At 46.0% G+C, this 16,420-nt stretch carries 14 protein-coding genes; 8 read left to right on the forward strand and 6 right to left on the reverse strand.

The window, feature by feature from the left end; all coding sequences use genetic code 11:
* Nucleotides 1-49 precede the first annotated feature (49 nt).
* The gene (locus HVMH_RS11075) at nt 50-1,150 is read right to left on the reverse strand and encodes a TRAP transporter substrate-binding protein (RefSeq protein WP_029911976.1); all 1,101 of its coding nucleotides are present in this window, start codon (nt 1,148-1,150) and stop codon (nt 50-52) included.
* A 184-nt stretch (nt 1,151-1,334) separates the two neighbouring features.
* On the opposite strand from HVMH_RS11075, the gene HVMH_RS11080 reads away from it, so the two are divergent.
* Nucleotides 1,335-1,673, forward strand: coding sequence for a HopJ type III effector protein (locus HVMH_RS11080; RefSeq protein ID WP_029911972.1), 339 nt, complete (start codon nt 1,335-1,337; stop codon nt 1,671-1,673).
* Nucleotides 1,674-1,701: 28 nt separating this feature from the next.
* Here the strand turns inward: HVMH_RS11080 and HVMH_RS11085 are convergent, their stop codons facing one another.
* Both HVMH_RS11085 and HVMH_RS11090 read right to left on the reverse strand, forming a co-directional pair.
* On the reverse strand, nt 1,702-2,109 hold the full coding sequence (locus tag HVMH_RS11085) for a hypothetical protein (protein WP_029911970.1): 408 nt from the start codon (nt 2,107-2,109) through the stop codon (nt 1,702-1,704).
* Between the two features lie 116 nt (nt 2,110-2,225).
* Nucleotides 2,226-3,185 (reverse strand): DnaJ C-terminal domain-containing protein, encoded by a 960-nt coding sequence (locus HVMH_RS11090; protein ID WP_029911967.1) that lies wholly within the window; start codon nt 3,183-3,185, stop codon nt 2,226-2,228.
* A 243-nt stretch (nt 3,186-3,428) separates the two neighbouring features.
* On the opposite strand from HVMH_RS11090, the gene HVMH_RS11095 reads away from it, so the two are divergent.
* Nucleotides 3,429-6,059, forward strand: a complete 2,631-nt coding sequence (locus HVMH_RS11095; RefSeq protein ID WP_081822752.1) for a methyl-accepting chemotaxis protein — start codon at nt 3,429-3,431, stop codon at nt 6,057-6,059.
* 56 nt (nt 6,060-6,115) lie between these two features.
* Here the strand turns inward: HVMH_RS11095 and HVMH_RS11100 are convergent, their stop codons facing one another.
* On the reverse strand, nt 6,116-8,242 hold the full coding sequence (locus HVMH_RS11100; RefSeq protein WP_029911960.1) for a TonB-dependent receptor plug domain-containing protein: 2,127 nt from the start codon (nt 8,240-8,242) through the stop codon (nt 6,116-6,118).
* A gap of 186 nt (nt 8,243-8,428) precedes the next feature.
* The gene (locus tag HVMH_RS11105; protein WP_029911957.1) at nt 8,429-8,770 is read right to left on the reverse strand and encodes a DUF2607 family protein; all 342 of its coding nucleotides are present in this window, start codon (nt 8,768-8,770) and stop codon (nt 8,429-8,431) included.
* Nucleotides 8,771-9,093: 323 nt separating this feature from the next.
* Between HVMH_RS11105 and pgm the strand changes: the two genes are divergently transcribed.
* Together pgm and HVMH_RS11115 are read left to right on the forward strand one after the other, a co-directional pair.
* Entirely contained in the window at nt 9,094-10,734 is a 1,641-nt protein-coding gene (pgm, locus tag HVMH_RS11110; RefSeq protein WP_029911954.1) for a phosphoglucomutase (alpha-D-glucose-1,6-bisphosphate-dependent), read from the forward strand.
* Nucleotides 10,735-10,757: 23 nt separating this feature from the next.
* Nucleotides 10,758-11,111 carry a VOC family protein gene (locus HVMH_RS11115; protein WP_029911951.1) on the forward strand — a complete coding sequence of 118 codons (354 nt, stop codon included), beginning with the start codon at nt 10,758-10,760 and terminating at the stop codon, nt 11,109-11,111.
* An 8-nt stretch (nt 11,112-11,119) separates the two neighbouring features.
* Here the strand turns inward: HVMH_RS11115 and HVMH_RS11120 are convergent, their stop codons facing one another.
* On the reverse strand, nt 11,120-12,595 hold the full coding sequence (locus HVMH_RS11120) for a protein adenylyltransferase SelO (RefSeq protein WP_232087774.1): 1,476 nt from the start codon (nt 12,593-12,595) through the stop codon (nt 11,120-11,122).
* Between the two features lie 111 nt (nt 12,596-12,706).
* Between HVMH_RS11120 and HVMH_RS11125 the strand changes: the two genes are divergently transcribed.
* From HVMH_RS11125 to HVMH_RS11140, 4 genes are all read left to right on the forward strand, one after another.
* The gene (locus HVMH_RS11125; RefSeq protein WP_029911944.1) at nt 12,707-13,168 is read left to right on the forward strand and encodes a peroxiredoxin; all 462 of its coding nucleotides are present in this window, start codon (nt 12,707-12,709) and stop codon (nt 13,166-13,168) included.
* Between the two features lie 190 nt (nt 13,169-13,358).
* Nucleotides 13,359-13,850 (forward strand): META domain-containing protein, encoded by a 492-nt coding sequence (locus HVMH_RS11130; RefSeq protein WP_155837686.1) that lies wholly within the window; start codon nt 13,359-13,361, stop codon nt 13,848-13,850.
* A gap of 14 nt (nt 13,851-13,864) precedes the next feature.
* Nucleotides 13,865-14,581, forward strand: coding sequence for a YbaY family lipoprotein (locus tag HVMH_RS11135; protein ID WP_051623087.1), 717 nt, complete (start codon nt 13,865-13,867; stop codon nt 14,579-14,581).
* Between the two features lie 103 nt (nt 14,582-14,684).
* Complete coding sequence (locus HVMH_RS11140) at nt 14,685-16,409, forward strand: lysophospholipid acyltransferase family protein (protein WP_029911934.1); 1,725 nt, start codon at nt 14,685-14,687, stop codon at nt 16,407-16,409.
* The last annotated feature ends 11 nt before the right edge of the window (nt 16,410-16,420 follow it).

A 16,420-nucleotide genomic window follows, 5' to 3' on the forward strand; every position in this document is an offset into this window, starting at 1 on the left:
ATGGTTTTTCTGTAATTTGGCGTTAATGGTTAAATTTACGAATAAAAGTTTACAAATTTCTAGCGCGGATAAAAGCACCTTCGCCGACATTCGTCCATTGAGTGACCTGCTTCATAAAGGCTTTTTGCGACGCCCACACTTTTGACGACAACGGATCAGAAGCGGCCTCAGCTTCAATCACTTCTGAAGACAATTTTTTCAGTTCTTTCAATACTTCATCCGGGAAATGACGCAACTCAACATTGTGTTTCTCGATCAGCGTTTGCAGAGCTTCTTCATTTCGCGCCGTGTATTCAGACAGCATTTCCAAGTTTGCCACTTTCATGGCATTGCGCACGATACTTTTCAGATCGTCCGGCAACGCATTGAATGCTTTCTCGTTAATCATACACTCCATGGTGGTTCCTGGCTCATGCCACCCCGGTGTGTAATAGTATTTGGTCACTTTATAGAAACCGAATGCCAAGTCATTATAAGGCCCTACCCACTCGGTCGCATCAATCGCACCAGATTGCAGTGAAGGAAAAATCTCACCCCCCGGTAGAGAAACCGGAATCGCGCCCGCTTTTTTCAGCACTTCGCCACCCAAACCAGGCATGCGCATTTTCAAACCTTTCAAATCTTCCAGAGAGTTGATTTCTTTATTGAACCACCCCCCCATTTGCGTTCCGGTATTCCCCGCGGGATTTGGCACAAGACCGAATGGCTTATAGGCTTCTTCCCATAGTTTCAACCCGCCGCCGTTATAGAGCCATGCATTCATTTCATCTGCGGTTAAGCCGAATGGCACTGTCGAAAAGAACACTGCCGAAGGAATCTTACCCTTCCAGTAATAGGCACCAGCATGTCCAAGTTGCGCATGTCCACTGGAAACCGCGTCGAATACTTCAAATGCACCGACTAATTCGCCCGCACCATAAACTTTGACGTCAATGCGCCCACCAGACATCTGATTGATCAGCTCAGCCACACGGTTCGCCCCCGTTCCCAAGCCAGGGAAATTCTTCGGCCAAGTGGTCACCATTTTCCAATGTACTGTTTCCATCGGCTTTGCTGCCGCAGGCGCTGCTGACTCTTGCTGACCGCAAGCGGTTAATGCTGTAGTTGCCGTTGCGCCCGCCAGAGCGCCGATAAAATCGCGTCTTTTCATGATGTTCCTTTCCGTAAAATCTAAGCCGAATCATTTTTAACTAAAAACATTCTAACGATTCCCTCTCGCCTCGCAAATAAAATCTACCAGGTTGGGGGTAAATTTGGACTCGCTTACTGGCTTTCCAAGTAAAATATGCCCTTTATAAATTCCAGAATATCTCCTTAACACTCAAGGAAAAGCTATGACACCTCAACAACTAATTGAAAAACTAAACCAAAATCCGGTCGATTTTAATAAAGTGATGCAGGTCATTGATACTAATTATGACTTTACGCCAACGCGTTTCGTGAATGGCGAACAAGTAAATGAAGAAAACACCAATAATGGTTCTTGTAAGCTTTTGGCATTTGGTCAAATGAACCAACTGTCGCAACAAGCCACCTTAAATGCTTTTGGTAAGTTTTATACCGAAGAGGTTCTACAGGATCCAGTAGGCGACAGTCACGGCAATATCCGCAACTTCATGACAACTGGCTGGCAAGGTGTTCAGTTCGATAGCTTTCCGCTAGTGCAAAAGTAAACCGTCCTTGTAGAGAAGTGCCCGGTTCTCAGCTTGAAAAGTTTTTGAGCGCTTCTCGTTCTGAAATCGACAACACGCCATTTTCTCGATAATGCGCCAACACCTTTTCATAGGTCGCTTCATATTTTTCTTTTTCTGGCGCAATAATGCTGGAAATCTTGATGCCATACACCAGACCATCGTCTGAAATATCCAACCAGCAAACATTCACTTTTGAGAAATAGATGGTTTCCCCTTCGACTTGAATATAGCAATTCTTCAGAGTTTGGCCTCGATAAAAATGAAAGGTACCATCATCCGCAATAGGGTATGCCAAGGCAAACCCACCAATACCAAGGTTAAGTCCTTTTAAGACCTCCTCCTTGTGATGGAAGCTGAACAAACATGGCACTCGGAAAGAATAACTTTGCTCAAGATCAACGGAGCATGGATTCACTGTACACACCTAAATACGTAAAAATAAGACAAGTGGCATTGAATATAAGAAAGTTCGTGTGAAATTTCAACCTTTGCACCAAAAGAAGCCCTAAAAATTTAGGGCTCTCGGTTAATTTAGAAATGATGTCTAGGATTAAATGGCAGCGTTTCCGCCATTTTTTCGTAAAAAGCTTTGGCTTCTTCAGTATCTGCCGGTGGTGTATGAATCTGAATTGAAACATACTGATTTCCCGCCTTTTCAGCTTTACCAAGGCCTCGCCCTTTGATACGTAGTTTGGCGCCCGACTGTGTTCCCGCAGGAATACTCATCGCTACCTTCCCTTTCAAAGTCGGAACTTCAACTTTGGTTCCCAATGCAGCTTCCCAAGGCGTTAAGGGTAGATTCAAGATCACATCATCGCCATCAACCTTAAACAAAGGATGGTTTTGCAAGTCCACTTCCAGATACAGGTCACCATTTGGCCCGCCGCCGTACCCTGGCAGACCTTGACCTGTCAGACGAATACGAGAACCTTGTTTCACTCCTGCTGGAATTCTGACCTTCAAACTCTTAGGCTGATGCGAAAAACCGCCTTGTCGTCCCTGCATCGGCATCTGAATCGTTAAAGACTTTTCCGCTCCATGCACAGCATCTTCAAGCGATACCAATACTTTTACAGTCTGGTCTTCACCTTTTTGCTGAAACTGTTGGTGTCTACCGCCGAACCCACCACGACCACCTGTCTGTTGGAATCCGCCGCCGAACAACGAATCAAAAAAGTCTGAAAAACCGCTGGCACCGGCACCTTGTGCACCACCAAACCCGCCAAACCCACCAAACATTTCGTCAAAGCCTGGCGGTGGCTGGAAGTTTTGACCATTGTGGTAATTCGGCCCTAATTGGTCGTACATCTGGCGTTTTTCCTTATCGCCAAGCACTTCGTACGCCTCGTTAATCTCCTTGAACTTGGCTTCATCACCTGAAGGCTTATCCGGGTGGTATTTCGCCGCCAGTTTTCGGAAAGCCTTTTTGACTTCCGCTTCACTAGCGCTTCGCTCTACCCCCAAAATTTCGTAATAATCTTTATACTCCATAATCCGTTCAATCTCTTTAATCTCTTTAATCTGAATACCTTCAAAATATAGTCAAATATTTTGTTTTCAAGGGTTCCAGGCATATTTTGTTGCTATCTATTTTAAACACGTTTAGCATATCGCGCCTCATCTCACCTAACAAAAAATTAATTAACCCTACTTTTTGTATATATTTTTCCTTATTTTTTTCTTGTATGATTAAAAACACGTACTTGCGTTCACACGTATCAGGAGATGATGACGATGAAAGACAATGGACCTGTCACACAAAAGCAATACCCTCTTCCAGAAGGAACGGTTATCGTCTCCCGCACGGACAAATTCGGCAATATTACCAGTGCCAACGAGGCTTTTATTGAAGCCAGTGGTTACAGCTGGAAAGATTTAGTCGGACAACCCCATAATATTCTACGCCACCCGGATGTTCCACCCGCAGTGTTCAAAGATTTTTGGCACACGCTTCAAGCCGGTAAGCCTTGGAGCCAAATCGTCAAAAACCGGCGATTGAATGGCGATCACTACTGGGTCGTCGCCAACGCAACGCCTATATTCGAAAAAGGACAAATTTCCGGCTACATGTCGGTACGTACACCAGCATCCGACACGCAAATCAAGCAAGCCGAAGTCGCCTATAAAGCCATTGCTTCTGGTAAAATCGTGCTGGAAGACGGTGTTCCAAAGACCCCCACTCAAAAACTGGATTTATTATCCCACTACAATCTCACGACGCTCACTATTATTATCAGTACGTTGTTACTGGCATCCATTTTCAGTTCTCTTATTCTCGATGCACACAAAGCGTTATTTGAAGCTTTTGACGTTTTAATGATTTTAGCTCTGATTGCTCTCAATCTAAACTACAGCAAACGCTTGAAATCACTAAGCTCGGCCATCACATCGATTTCCGAAGGTGATTTTTCATATCCGATTCATGTGAAAGGTAACTCTCTCATCAGCGGAATATTCAACCGATTGAAGTCAATGCAAATCCGTTTGGGAACCGATATCGATGACGTCAAAGAGGCTCTGACCAATGCTAGACGGATTGAGCTTGCATTAAAATCCTCTTCCGCCAACGTGATGGTCACGGATCGTTTCCGTAGTATTATCTTTGTGAACGATGCCATTATTGAAATGTTCAAAGACATCGAACCGGAAATCAAAGCACTACTTCCGCAATTTGATATCCACAATCTATTGCGACACAATATCGATATCTTCCATCAAGATCCGCGCCATCAGCAAAACCTGCTGGAAAATCTGAAAGAAACTTTTGAAACTCGCATTACCATTGGACAAATCAAAATCGACTTAGTGGTCAACCCTATTTTCGACGAACAAGGCCATCGTATAGGCACCGTCGCCGAATGGAAGAACATGACCGAACAACTGGCAATTGAAGACAATATCGAGCATCTTGTCGCAAATGCTTCCAACGGTATATTAAGAGATCGTATTGATACCAAAGGCTTAAAAGGCTTTGAATTGAAGCTATCAAACTCCATCAACCACTTGTTAGAGAACTTCTCTTCCATCACCCAAAACTTAAGCGGAATCCTTTCAAGTATGAGTGATGGTGACTTGACCGGACGAATGAATATTGACGTTGAAGGTGAAGTACTGGCCATGAAAACCGCCATCAACAATGCACTGCGCAATATTGAGTTGACACTAGGAAAAGTAAAACAGGGGTCTGCCGAAATCGGCGGCATGGCAGCAGAAGTGGCTCAAGCCAGTGAAGATTTATCGGAAAGAACCCAGCAACAAGCAGCATCCTTGGAAGAAACCGCTGCCAGTATGGAGCAGTTGACCGCTACTATCCAGCAATCTGCAGAACATACTGAAAAAGCTAACCAGTTGAGCCATATCGCAGGCACCGAAGCTTCTGAAGGGATTGAAGTCATGGCAAAAACCATTGAAGCCATGCAAAATATCAATGAGGTCAGTCAGAAGATTGGAGATATCACCAGTGTTATCGATAGCATTGCTTTCCAAACAAATTTACTTGCTCTCAATGCCGCGGTCGAAGCAGCCCGCGCTGGTGAACATGGCCGAGGCTTCGCCGTCGTGGCTGGTGAAGTGCGATCGCTCGCACAAAAATCTGCGGAATCCTCCAAAGAAATCTCCCAGCTTATTCACACTGCAACTGCCCAAATCAAAACTGGAACAGAGTTGGTAGAGCAAACCAATGAGGTCTTTTCGACCATGGTCAACCAAATTCGAGAAGTGGAAAACTTGGTACAGGAAATTTCAACTACGACGAACGAACAGGCAAGAGGCGTGAACCAAATCAATACTGCGGTCACGCATCTTGATCAAATGACCCAACAAAATGCCGCGTTGGTTGAGCAACTCTCAGCAACGGCAGGAAACATGAGCGAACAAGCTCATAACCAAGAACAGTTCGTCAATCGTTTCCAAATCAGTAAAAATGCAGATGCACATGCCACTCACAGTATCGGCTTGGCGAATCTCGACTTTGAAGATGCCAAGCAGAAACATCGTGCTTGGAACGTTAAGATTGAAAACCTGATGTCTGGTCTCGAGACGGACATCAACAAAGAAACCGCGCGTAGAAATGACCTGTGCGCTTTAGGAAAATGGTTGATGGGCGATGGCAAGAAATACGACTATATTCCTCAAATGCAGGATTTGATCGAAAATCACAACCAAATGCATATTGAAGTTGGTAAAACATTGGATGCATACGATATCGGCGACAAAGAAACTGCTGCCACACACAAAAACAAGGTTCAACAGATATCCAACCAAATCATTGCATTGCTCGATACCATTGAGGCGGAAGTAAAAAATGAATCTTCCAACCCAACAAAAAACACTCCTCTCTTGGCAGATGGAGAACAAGAGTACTAAAAAGAAAGAGGCCGTAATGGCCTCTTTTTTTGATTACAGTTCTTGTATTGATTGGATTAGAACTCAGTTCTCACCCCGCCATAAACAACGCGCCCACGTAGTGGTCCCCAGATGTGGCCGGTATCCCAAGTCTTAGTGCCTGTATTGTCATAATACAATGGTGAATCTCCTGTGCCGATCTGTGTATAGTCGAACAAGTTATTCACACCTGCATAGACCTTCCATTCCTTGCTAATGTCTTTCGAGACTTTCACATCCGCAGTGAAGTAAGCAGGAGACTTCGTGCCTTTGCTTTTGGTCATGGCGTTATCGTCGTAATGCTTGTCATAGGCTGCTGTTGGGTAGTCCGAATACTTACGAGAACCAATTCCCGTCAGCGTCAGGTTACCTTGCCAACCGTGTCCATCATAGTCTGCCATCAAGCGCAAGCGACTTTCTATCGGGATCACACTGAAGGTTTTTCGGTAGGTCTTGTCATACACGAAACCCTCCAATGATGAACCCAATGTCCAGTCATGCGTCAATTGGTAGCTGACATTGATATCCGCGTGCTGAACATGCCCTGTTCCATGCGTGGAAATCAGCGTCGGCACGGTATAGTTGTCGGAATCGATTGCCGCCAAATTACTCACTGCCGTCCAGGCATAACTAGTGCTCATAGTAGTTTTAGCGCCCGAGTAAGCTAATTCATAACGAGCAGATTGAGATTTCTCCAACTTATCGACCGCTACCTTGAAGCCATTGTCGAGAATACCATGCTCGGCTTCAAAGAACTGTAACGGTACGCGATACCCCATTCCTGCGGAAAAACGCGACGTCCAGTTAAAATTGTGGTCGTAACGAACATGCAGTCTCGGCACCACAATCGTATCGTTGAACTTACGGTTTTGCTCAAGGAAATTGACGTCTATCACATCCATACGTACCGCAGCGGCGACTTCCAATCGCTGGTTCGGTGTCCAGATATCTCTGACATAAAGCCCGTTGGATTTCTTGTCATAAGAATCGTTGGCAGGATAGGTTCCCCCCGTCGAAACCGATAACATCTTGTCGTGTTTGAAATCCGTCCCTACGGTGATAGCATGCTGCAAAGACGGATAATAGTCGGCACGAACATCGACATAGTAGATATTCTGATCAGCCTGATAAGTCGTACCTTCATAGATATCATCTGTGTTGGTTTTGACATAAGACCCTGTCAGATTGGTCGTCAATTGAGCATTAACGTCACGAGACCATGTTCCCGTGACTTCCTGCTTGGTCGTGACGACGTTTTCTACAAAGTCTCGTGCCGTGGTCGCACCACCTGCGGTATTGGGTCTATTATTAATGTTATCGCCAATAAATCCGGGACTGGTACCAACGGCTTGCGTTTTGGCATCAGACTCAGATTTGGCCAAAATACCAACCATCGGCCCGCCGAACATTTCAGAACGTTGATCCGCCAAACGTACTTCAAATCGGTCTTTATCCGCTTGATGCCAGATTTGCGCCACCACGCTATGATTGGTCAGCTTCGGTGATTCACTGACACCATTATTGTCACCGTCGTACTGGTCGATATTATCGGTTTGCGCACCGGTCATCATTTGCGTACGCTTGTCCTTACTGATCTTGGTTCCGACCACTTGGTATTTTTTGTAGCCATCCGTACCCAAAGACAAATCCAACGACAACTTATCGTCTTTTGGCGCAGCAGTCACTACATTGATGACACCACCAATAGCTTCCGGCGCAATCAAAGACGCCCCGGCACCCCGAGAGATTTCCACTGATGTCACGCCAGCCATCGGAATCGCGTCATATCCGTAAAACCCTTCCAAAATCGAACTATTGGGCACACCGTTAATCATCAAAGTGGTATGTTCTCCCTTCAGACCATTCAGAGAAACACGCTTGGCCCCACACACCGAGCACTCGGTTCGAACATCGACTCCCGGTTCATCCTTGATTGCCTGCTCTAGCGACCCCGCCTGTTTTTTCTCAATGGTTTTGGCGGAAATCACATCCGTATGCACAATTGAATCTTTCACCTGAACGGTGCGAGATTCATGTTTTTGATCATCCTTTTCACTGACCTTGATTTCACTCAATTGATCAGCAGCAGAACTATTAGACACCGGCGCCATCATCAAACTACTGACAGCAGCAACCAACAACTTCTTTTTAAAAACTGTTTTCATAAAAATTCCTATATCGGTTCATCGACTCTGCTCCACACAAAGCGGATAGATTTCCCTCCCTCGGAATCACTCAACGAGGCAAGGCAACACGGTTTTCTCACGTGACACGCAAGTGCTGCACACACGGCAAACACTAGACGAACACTTTCGTGTTACGACTCAACGCAAGAAAACAACAATAAAAAATTAAACCGACAGGAATGGTGGGGCACGCCCCCAAAAGGCAGGATAGGTTGTGGTGTAAACCTGTGAAACCGCTTCAGAGGCTTGAAGGGCGTAGACAGGTTTGAAAAGGTGTAACTCGACTTCATAGACATCATCACTGACTGGATGCGCCATGGCCTGATAGATTTCACACTGATCCGTATGATGATGGAAAGGGTGAACCTCATCATGAATCAGCCCCGCCGTTTTGGCGAACAAAAACAACGCCAACAGTACCGCAATGCGCGACACCATGCGACCGGAATGCCAAGCGGATTGAAGCGCTCGGCGTAGCGTTGAAAGTTTAATGAGTGACTGATTCATGTTTTCAATTTTAGCAAACCCGTCAACCCCTATTTGAAACTTTCAAAAAACTTTTATACCCCCAACCTGGCAGATTTTCAGACTGAAGGGCAGCTCTAATAACGCCAAATAAGTTATGGCAACGCCAAGTTTGTCAGATCAAGGCGTGAAGCTGCAGCAATGTCTAGACCTTGCAAAGGTTCACAACACAGAGCGGGCAAACTTGGCTAAGCCCCGCAGAATTTATTTGGCGTTATTAGAACTGCCCTTAAAACACGAAGTCATGCAAACGTCACTTCAAATCACTATAATCAAACGAAATTGAACGCAAAAAAGGAACCCTCATGCCGATTTCGCCACTTGCCGGAAAGCCAGCGCCAGATACGATTCTTGAAAACATCCCGAAACTGGTGTCCGACTATTACACCTTGGTTCCCGATGTAAATAACCCGGATCAGGTCGTGAGTTTTGGCACCTCCGGTCACCGAGGCTGCTCCAGTAAATGTACCTTTAACGAAACGCATATTGCTGCGGTGTCTCAGGCAATTGTTGAATACCGTACGGCGCAAGGCATCAATGGCCCGCTGTATATTGGTATGGACACCCATGCCCTATCCGAAGCGGCGCATGCCACCGCGATTGAAGTGTTTGCAGGCAACGGCGTTGATATCATCATCCAAGACAATGGGCGTTACACGCCAACCCCTGTGATCTCTCATGCGATCCTGACTTACAACCAAGGCAAAACCGATGGTTTGGCGGATGGCGTGATTATCACCCCGTCACACAATCCACCACAGGATGGCGGCTTCAAATACAACCCACCTAATGGTGGACCGGCGGATTCGGATGCGACCAATATCATTCAAGCCCGCGCAAATGAAATCATCCGTAACGGCATGGAAGAAGCTGACCTGATGGATTTGGCGGATGCTTTAGAGTCAGAATTTGTCACCAAGGCTGACTTGATTATGCCTTATGTCAAAGACCTTGATAAAGTCGTGAATATGCAGGCGATTAAAGACGCAGGCTTGAAGTTAGGCATTGACCCACTTGGTGGCGCAGCGATTCACTACTGGCAGCCAATTGCCGACTACTATGGATTGAATCTGGACATCGTTAACCACAAAGTCGACCCGACTTTCTCCTTCATGACCGTTGATAAAGATGGCAAAATTCGTATGGATTGTTCGTCTCCTTATGCCATGGCGAGCTTGATTCAACTCAAAGACAACTACGACATTGCTTTCGGTAATGACCCAGATGTCGATCGCCACGGGATTGTTACCCCATCGGCCGGACTAATGAACCCTAACCACTACCTTGCGGTGGCCATTCAATATCTTTGTACACATCGTCCAAATTGGTCGAATGATGTCAAAATCGGCAAGACCTTGGTCTCCAGCTCAATGATTGATCGAGTGGTGCAGTCGCTTGGTAAAAACCTATCGGAAGTGCCGGTTGGCTTCAAGTGGTTTGTAGATGGCTTGGTCTCCGGCGAATACGCCTTTGGTGGTGAAGAGTCCGCCGGCGCTTCTTTCTTGAGGCTGGATGGCACCACTTGGAGCACCGACAAAGACGGTATCATCATGAATTTATTGGCGGCGGAAATCACTGCCGTCACAGGTAAAGACCCGGGCGTGTTGTATCAGGAACTGACCCAACAATTCGGCAACCCAATCTACACCCGTATTGATGCGCCGGCAAATCGTGAAGAAAAAGCAATCTTGAGCAATCTGTCACCAGACATGGTCAAAGCAAGTCACTTGGCAGGCGAGGAAATCACGGCAAAACTCACCCATGCACCGGGCAACGGTGCCGCGATTGGCGGACTGAAAATCACTACCGAAAACGGTTGGTTTGCGGCGCGTCCGTCCGGTACTGAAGACATCTATAAGATTTATGCAGAAAGCTTTAAAAGCCAAGCACACCTAGAAGCCATCGTAGAAGAGGCACAAGCAATCGTCTCTGATGCGTTGAAATAAAAAATATAAGAAAGGAAAGCACAATGAAACAACATGGCAGACTTAACTACGTTGAATACCCAGCTTATGATTTAGAAGCTACCAAGACTTTTTTTCATGCGGTATTTGACTGGAAATTCACCGATTTCGGTATCGACTATTGTTCATTCACCAGCGAAGAAATCAACGGTGGGTTTTACCGTTCAAAACTGACCAGCACCCAAGCTGCAGGTGGTGCTTTGTTGATTTTTTACAGTGAAGATTTGGAAAAATCTCTCGCTAAAATCGAAAATAACGGTGCGCAAATCAATAAGCCTATCTTCTCTTTCCCGGGCGGTCGACGCTTCCACTTTATCGAACCCAGCGGCAATGAGTTTGCGGTTTGGACAGATAAATAACACAAGACTTATGATGAACAACTCAACTTCATGCCCTTTTGATAAGGGCGTGGCGGTTGTTGAAAATCTGCCAGGTTGGGGTGCTCTTCAAATGGGCTTTGCAAAGCAATCAGCCATTCATTCAGCATGACATAATCCCCTCTCTCAGCTTTTTCGATGATTTGTTGTGCAATGTAATTGCGCAAAACAATCGACGGATTCGCTTTTAGAATGCGTTCACGCCAAACCGACAAATCAACACCTTCCTGCTCGACTCGCACACTAAATTTATCGAACCATTGGCTGAAGCCAACGGGCAATTGCTCTGGGTGAATCAACTCAAACAATTCACTTTCTTTATCCGTTTGCCACTTTGCCAAACGGCGGAAGAACAGACTGTAATCCACCTGAAACTCGTCCATCAACACCAACAAATCACCAATCAATTCCTTGTCACCGTTTTGAACCGTTTCCAACCCCAGCTTCGCTATCATGTCTTCCAGATACGCGCGATTGTAAGTTTGTACAAAGTCTTCCATTGCCTGTTGAGCTTGCTCTTCAGTGAGTAATCCATCAAAACAGGTTGCCAATACTTTGCAATTCCACAAGGCAATTTGTGCTTGTTGGTTATAGGCATAACGGCCTTCATAATCGGAGTGGTTGCAAATGAAGTCGATTTTGAAATCATCAAAAAAGGCGAAGGGTCCGAAGTCGAAAGTCTCACCGATAATCGACATGTTGTCGGTGTTCATCACGCCATGATTGAAACCGACGGTTTGCCACTTTGCAAGCAGCTTCGCGGTTTTGATACACGCCTGATGCAACACGACCCAGGCTTTGTCTTCAAGGGAATCCTGCTGATGCTCTGGATAATGCTTTTGCACAACAAAGTTCAACAGGGTTTCCATATGTGCCGCTCCCTTCGATGCCGCAAACTGGAAATGCCCGAAACGGATATGGGTATGAGAAACACGAATCAAGGTAGCACGAGGTTCGACAATTTCGCGTTGCACCGGCTCGTCACTGGTGGCAATCCCTAATCCACGAGTGCTTGGAACACCAAGTCCATTCAAAGCTTCCGAAGCAAGATATTCACGAATAGTGGAGCGCAAAACGGCGCGACCATCACCTCGACGTGAGTAAGGCGTACGCCCGGCGCCTTTGAGATGAAAGTCCCATGCCTGACCACTGTTATCCCGCCATTGACCCAATAACAAACCTCGCCCGTCACCCAGATCGGGATTATAGACGCCGAATTGATGCCCGACATATTTCTGCGCCAACGGGTCACAGGACACTTGTTGCAAGTACCCGGAAAGGAGATCCAACAATTGCTCATCATTTAAGTCGCAATCTATTTGTGCCATCAGTGTATGGTTGACCGAGACCAGTTTTGCGTTTTCCATCGGCTCGGGTTGCACGTGCGAGAAATAGCTTTTGGGCAAATCCGTATAATCTTGTTCCAGTTTTGGAGCGTTCAATGTATCCATCTTCGTTTGGGGCATGCTACGATATTTCCATTTCAATACCCTACTAATTTACTCGGTTTTTAGGTAAACTTCATCCAGTTTCGGGAAAAATAATCCAATCCGCTTTCATTTCAGGAGCAAAAAATCATGTTACAAACAGGCGATAAGGCACCGGCATTTTCTAGCCAAAACCATCACGGGCAAACCGTTTCACTGAGCGATTTTCAAGGTAAGAACCTTGTGCTTTATTTCTACCCGAAAGACGACACACCGGGTTGTACCATTGAAGCGAACGAATTTACCGCATTGGCAAACGAATTTTCTGCGGCGAACACGGTGGTACTGGGTGTGAGCAAAGATGATTGTGCCAGCCATCAAGCGTTTATCGACAAATTTGACCTGACCATTGATTTGCTTGCCGATACTTCCGGTGAGCTTTGTGAAGCTTATGGCGTTTGGCAGTTGAAAGAGAAAAACGGCGTGTCAAAAATGGGTATTGTTCGCTCCACGTTCATCGCCGATGCGAACGGTAAGTTGGTGTCTGTGGAATATGGCGTTAACCCGGAAGGTCATGCACAAGCGGTGTTGGAAACAGTCAAAGGGCTGTAACCAGCTGCCATCACCCTCTTAATCCTCACCTCGCTTTCGCCGGATACTCTGTGGCACACAAGCCCGGCGAAATGCTTCATAATCTAGTCCAAAATAGTTCAATCATACAGTCAAGGTTTGCCCGTAGACTTTAAGCGACCAATGAGTAAACTGTCAAAATCACTCAAAAAGTCTAAGGGTTTTAGGAAAGTTGCGTTCAGGAATCATTAAGGTCTCTGCTGGAATGTTGTCGATGTTATCGATAGCTTGGCTGTCTGCATGCCAATTTTCTCCTGCAACTTCTGAAGCGCATGCTGCGGAACTTCCTGAAATCCATGCACCCGACGAACAAATGGAAAAGCACCTTGCCAGTCACCTGTGGCAACTCACCGCGTTTTTTGGACAAAACATCCCGACCACCGGCACCACCAACCTGAACTTTATGCCTCAGAATAAAAGCATTTCCGGTTCGGCAGGTTGCAATCGTTATTTCGGAAGTTATACTCTACACCAAGACAAGCTGAGCTTTTCTCAGCTCGGCTCAACCAAAATGATGTGTATGGATATGACGGAAGAAGATGCTTTTTTCAAGCGTATCGGGCAAGTTACCCGCTTCAAGTTGAATGACGATATTCTGACATTATTTGATAGAGATATGCCTGTCATGCAGTTTACTGCTCAGGCAAAATCAAACAGTCACTGACCAAGGACATCGCCATGTTTTCTTTAGCGAAACCTGTCTCGCTAATCGCTCTGACGCTGCTGGGTTTTACGCTCGCCTCGTGCCAAGCCAATCCAACCAAACTAGAAGAGCCAGAAGCCAAAACTCAGGCAAAAAACACGTTGTCCAGTCTGGATGAAAACAAGGGGGTCATTCAAGGCGTTGTCACCTACACCGAAAACCGCTTTCTGCTAGGCAACCAAACGCTTTTGGTCATGCTAGAAGATGTCAGTCGTCAGGACGCGCCTGCCGAGCTAATCTCCCAAGACAAACACGAAATCAAAGGGCAGATCCCGCTGACTTTTGCTATTCACTATGACAAACGAAAACTACAGATCGGTCATAGATACAATTTGAGAGCACAAATTCTAGACACTACCACCGGTGCAATCAATTGGTTATCTTCTCAGCCTTACCCTTATGTGCCGGGACTGACGCAAGACATCAATATCAAAGTACATTCTTTCGACTCGCAGGTTCGCAAAGCGTCTCAATTTCAGACCTTTATGTGCGGCAAAGAAAAGCTTACCGTGCTGTTAATCGGCAAAAAAATCAAACTCACTTTCCAAGGCCGTCAATGGATATTGCCACAGGTACAATCTGCTTCCGGCGCTAAATACCGAACGGGTTCCATTAGCTTTTGGATGAAAGGCGCCAACGCCATATTCATGGAAACCGGAAAGCCCGCCAAACGCTGCGCACTAGAACAATAAAGCCTCTCTAGATTTCACAAAACACACACATTCCCGTCATCTCCTTGTCACCTTTGTCCGTCAAAATTCGTCGGATAGCTAAAAAAGGTTAAGACACGAAGATATGATCGATATACGAAAAACGATTCTAGAAAAATCCCCTAACTTCGAGAAAAAACTCGGCGGCAAACAGCTGATTCGCTTCTTGGAAAAAATCACTCATCAAGACGAAATCAACCAGTTCATTTTGGAAAACCAACACCTGAAAGGTTTCGCCTTTTTGGATAAGTCGCTGGCGCATTTCAACTTCAGCTACCAGACGGACAATCGTTCTTTCAATCATATCCCTGCAGAAGGTCGCGTGATTATCATCTCCAATCACCCTATCGGTTCTTTGGATGGGCTGGCGTTGCTGAAACTGATTCGCTCAGTCAGACCGGATGTACGTATTGTCGCAAATGAATTGCTTAACCTGGTCACCCCTTTTCAATCGTTGTTCTTAGGCGTCGACAACATGTCGGAAAAAGCCAGCCACAAATCTCAATTCAAAGCCATGTTACAGGCATTGGAAAATGAAGAGGCATTGATTATCTTTCCGGCGGGTGAAGTCTCACGTATTCGTCCCAATGGCGTACGAGACGGTAAGTGGAAGTCCGGCTTCCTGAAACTGGCAGAAAAAACCGGTGCGCCTATTTTGCCAATTTATACCGATGCCCGTAACTCAGCACTGTTCTATGGTTTATCGACCATTTACAAGCCACTGGGTACCTTGATGCTAGTGAAGGAAATGTTCAATAAGAACGACCAAACCATCCACTTCCATGTCGGTGGTTTGATTCCTTGGAAGTCTATCAAAAACAGTCGATTTAACTACAAACAAGCGGCTCAACTGCTGAGAAAACATATTTATCGCCTCGATAACCAAAAGAAAGCGGCGAAAAAGCTGCCATTTGAAATTGAGGAAACCATCGCTCACCCCGTTGATCGTAAAAACCTGAAGAAGGCATTGAAAGATGGTCAACTTCTTGGGAAAACCGCTGACGGTAAAATCATCTACCTGTTTGACTACGATGCGGATTCCCCGGTCATTCGAGAAATTGGTCGTTTGCGTGAATTGACCTTCCGCACCGTTGAAGAGGGTACCGGGCATGCGCTGGACTTGGATCAATATGATGCTGACTACAAACACCTTGTGCTTTGGGATGACGAAGACCTGGAAATCGTCGGTGCTTATCGCATGGGGGAAGTTGCCAATATTCTCGAAAAGAAAGGTAAAAAAGGTCTGTACACCACCACCCTGTTTGACTTGAAAGCAGAGTTCGACCCGATTCTGCCGGAAGCCTTGGAAATGGGGCGCAGCTTCGTACAACCTCGTTACTGGGGTAAACGCAGCTTAGATTACCTTTGGTACGGTATCGGCGCTTATGTGAACCACAACCCGAATATCAAGTACATGTTTGGGCCTGTCAGCCTTTCGGACGCCTATTCTCAAGAAGCCAAAGAAATCATCGTCGCTTTCTACAAGAAGCAATTCGGCTCGGATCGTGACTTTGCCGTTGGCAAGCGCCCGTTTGAAGTATCTGAATCGGTCAAAACCTTGGCGGAAACCGAATTCACTGGAGACTACAAAGAAGCCTATAAAAAGCTGAATACGATTCTTGATGAATATGGCATAAAGGTTCCAACGCTATTCAAACAGTATGCAGAACTCTGCGAGCCAGGCGGTTGCCGATTCATCGATTTCAGCGTTGATCCAGACTTCAACAACTGCATCGACAGTTTGATTCTGGTCGAGCTGGACAAGATCAAAGAAAAAAAACGGGAACGCTACTTATCTCCTATCCGCTAATATTCATGTTG

The organism is Hydrogenovibrio marinus (assembly GCF_013340845.1).
Classification (GTDB): domain Bacteria; phylum Pseudomonadota; class Gammaproteobacteria; order Thiomicrospirales; family Thiomicrospiraceae; genus Hydrogenovibrio; species Hydrogenovibrio marinus.